At 74.3% G+C, this 2,663-nt stretch carries 3 protein-coding genes; 2 read left to right on the top strand and 1 reads right to left on the bottom strand.

The features are described 5' to 3' along the window. Positions 1-37: 37 nt before the first annotated feature. On the bottom strand, positions 38-490 hold the full coding sequence (locus ACFCX4_RS35790; RefSeq protein ID WP_376151582.1) for a metallopeptidase family protein: 453 nt from the start codon (positions 488-490) through the stop codon (positions 38-40). 164 nt (positions 491-654) lie between these two features. Here ACFCX4_RS35790 and ACFCX4_RS35785 point away from each other — a divergent pair, with 164 nt between their 5' ends. Further along, the gene (locus ACFCX4_RS35785; protein WP_376151580.1) at positions 655-1,020 is read left to right on the top strand and encodes a DUF3499 domain-containing protein; all 366 of its coding nucleotides are present in this window, start codon (positions 655-657) and stop codon (positions 1,018-1,020) included. A 186-nt stretch (positions 1,021-1,206) separates the two neighbouring features. Beyond that, positions 1,207-2,589: a phosphomannomutase/phosphoglucomutase gene (locus ACFCX4_RS35780; RefSeq protein WP_376151578.1), complete on the top strand. Its 1,383-nt coding sequence runs from the start codon at positions 1,207-1,209 to the stop codon at positions 2,587-2,589. Positions 2,590-2,663 lie beyond the last annotated feature (74 nt).

Genomic DNA, 2,663 nt, shown 5'->3' with positions numbered 1-2,663 from the left:
CACCCGCGACCGGGTGCGGCCCCTCCGGCGTGACCGCTCAGTCCTCGTCGTAGCGCGGGTCGATGGCGTCGGGGGACAGGCCCAGCAGCTCCGCCACCTGCTCGATCAGGATCTCGTGCACCAGCGCCGCGCGGTCCTCCCGCGACTTCGCCCGGATCTCCACCGGCCGCCGGTACACCACGATCTGGCTCTTGCGCCCCTTCCGGCCCGGCGAGACCCGGCCCAGTGGCACCCCGCCGTCCGGATCGGCGCCGTCCGGTTCGTGCAGCGGCACCTCCTGGACGGCGAACTCCACCTCGATCAGCTGCGGCCAGCGCCGCTCCAGCCGTTCCACCGACTCGCGCACGTAGTCGTCGAACAACTCGGAGCGGGTGAGCGAGATCGGTACCTGGGGCGGCGCCAGCGGGCCGCGCAGACCCCGGCCGTGGCGGTCGCGGTGCCGCGGGCGGCGTGCCGGACCCGTCGATGATTGCGGTGCGGAGCTGTCCATATCACTGCCGAGAGTAGTCCTTGGACGCCCGGAAGTGGACCACTCCGGCACCTGTTCGCCCGGGGCGAGCGGAGCGCCCGGACGGCGCGCGGACGACGACACGGCACACCTTCCGGACAGGCGGTCTTCGCTCCCCGGCAAGGAGTGCGGTACCGTCCACCCTCGTGAGCTCTGTACGTCGTTGTTCGCGGACCGCGTGCGGCCGTCCGGCCGTCGCGACGCTGACGTACGTCTACGCGGACTCCACCGCCGTCCTGGGCCCGCTCGCCACCTACGCCGAGCCGCACTGCTACGACCTCTGCGCCGAGCACGCCGAACGCCTCACCGCCCCCCGCGGCTGGGAGGTGGTCCGGCTGGTCGCCGAGGCCGGACCGCTGCGCCGCAGCAGCGACGACCTGGAGGCGCTCGCCAACGCCGTCCGCGAGGCGGCCCGGCCGCAGACCCCGCGTCAGGGCCGCGGCCCCGAGGGGGACTCCACCGAGGGCGGCCGCCGCGGCCACCTGCGGGTGCTCCGCTCGCCCGACAACTGACCGGCCCCGCCCCCGCCGGCCCGTCCACGCCCGGGCACCTCCCGTTCCGCCGGCCCGGGTACGCTCCCCCCTACCGGGTACCGGCCTGTGCCGCGCGCCCGGACCAATCGTGACCACGGGGCGACCGGCCCGCCGGCCGACGCCGGCGCGTTCGCCGAACAGACACAGAACCAGGGTGGAGCCGCAGTGCGCGACCTCAAGCAGCTCGTGAAGGCGTACGACGTACGGGGCGTCGTCCCGGACCAGTGGGACGAGAGCCTCGCCCGCGCCTTCGGCGCCGCGTTCGTGCAGGTCACCGGCGCGACCGCGATCGTGGTCGGCCACGACATGCGCCCCTCCTCCCCGTCGCTGACCCTGGCCTTCGCCGAGGGCGCGGCCGGCTACGGCGCGGACGTCGTGCAGATCGGCCTCTGCTCGACCGACCAGCTGTACTACGCCAGCGGCTCGCTCGACCTGCCCGGCGCGATGTTCACCGCCAGCCACAACCCGGCCGAGTACAACGGCATCAAGCTCTGCCGGGCCGGGGCCGCCCCGGTCGGCCAGGACACCGGCCTGGCCGAGATCCGCGAGCTGGTCGAGTCCTGGACCGCCGGGGACGACACCGTCGCCGTCCCGGCGCGCGACGTGGCGCCCGGCACCCTGAGCGGGCAGGACACCCTGCGCGGCTACGCCGACCACCTGCTCGGCCTGGTCGACCTCGCCGCGATCCGCCCGCTCAAGGTCGTCGTCGACGCCGGCAACGGCATGGGCGGCCACACCGTGCCGACCGTCTTCGACGGCCTGCCGATCGAGCTCGTCCCGATGTACTTCGAGCTGGACGGCACCTTCCCCAACCACGAGGCCAACCCGCTCGACCCGAAGAACCTGGTCGACCTGCAGGCCCGGGTCCGCGAGACCGGAGCCGACCTCGGCCTGGCCTTCGACGGCGACGCCGACCGCTGCTTCGTCGTCGACGAGCGCGGCGAGCCGGTCTCCCCGTCGGCCATCACCGCGCTGGTCGCCGCCCGCGAGATCGCCCGTGCCAGGGCCGCCGGCGAGGCCGAGCCGACCATCATCCACAACCTGATCACCTCCTGGACCGTCCCCGAGGTGGTCCGCGAGCTCGGCGGCAAGCCCGTGCGGACCCGGGTCGGCCACTCCTTCATCAAGCAGGAGATGGCCGTCACCGACGCCGTCTTCGGCGGTGAGCACTCCGCGCACTACTACTTCCGCGACTTCTGGCGCGCCGACACCGGCATGCTCGCCGCCCTGCACGTGCTGGCCGCCCTCGGCGGACAGCCGGACACGCTGTCCGCGCTCACCGCCGAGTACGACCGGTACGCCGCCTCCGGCGAGATCAACAGCACCGTCGCCGACCAGGCCGGCCGCACCGCCGCCGTGCGCGCCGCCTACGCCGTCGAGGGCACCGCCGTCGACGAGCTCGACGGCCTCACCGTGGCCGGCCCGGACTGGTGGTTCAACCTGCGCGCCTCCAACACCGAGCCGCTGCTGCGCCTGAACGTCGAGGCCAGGGACCCGGCGAGGATGGCCGAGCTGCGCGACGGCGTGCTCGCCGTCGTCCGCGCCTGAGCGACCCGGCCAGGAGTACGCGGACGGCTACGCCCAGCAGGACGGCTACCCGCAGCAGGACGGCTACGCGCAGC

The organism is Kitasatospora sp. NPDC056327 (assembly GCF_042261735.1).
In the GTDB taxonomy this organism is placed as follows: domain Bacteria; phylum Actinomycetota; class Actinomycetes; order Streptomycetales; family Streptomycetaceae; genus Kitasatospora.
The sequence above is the reverse complement of the archived record's forward strand: the minus strand, read 5'-3'. Positions and strand labels throughout refer to the sequence as shown.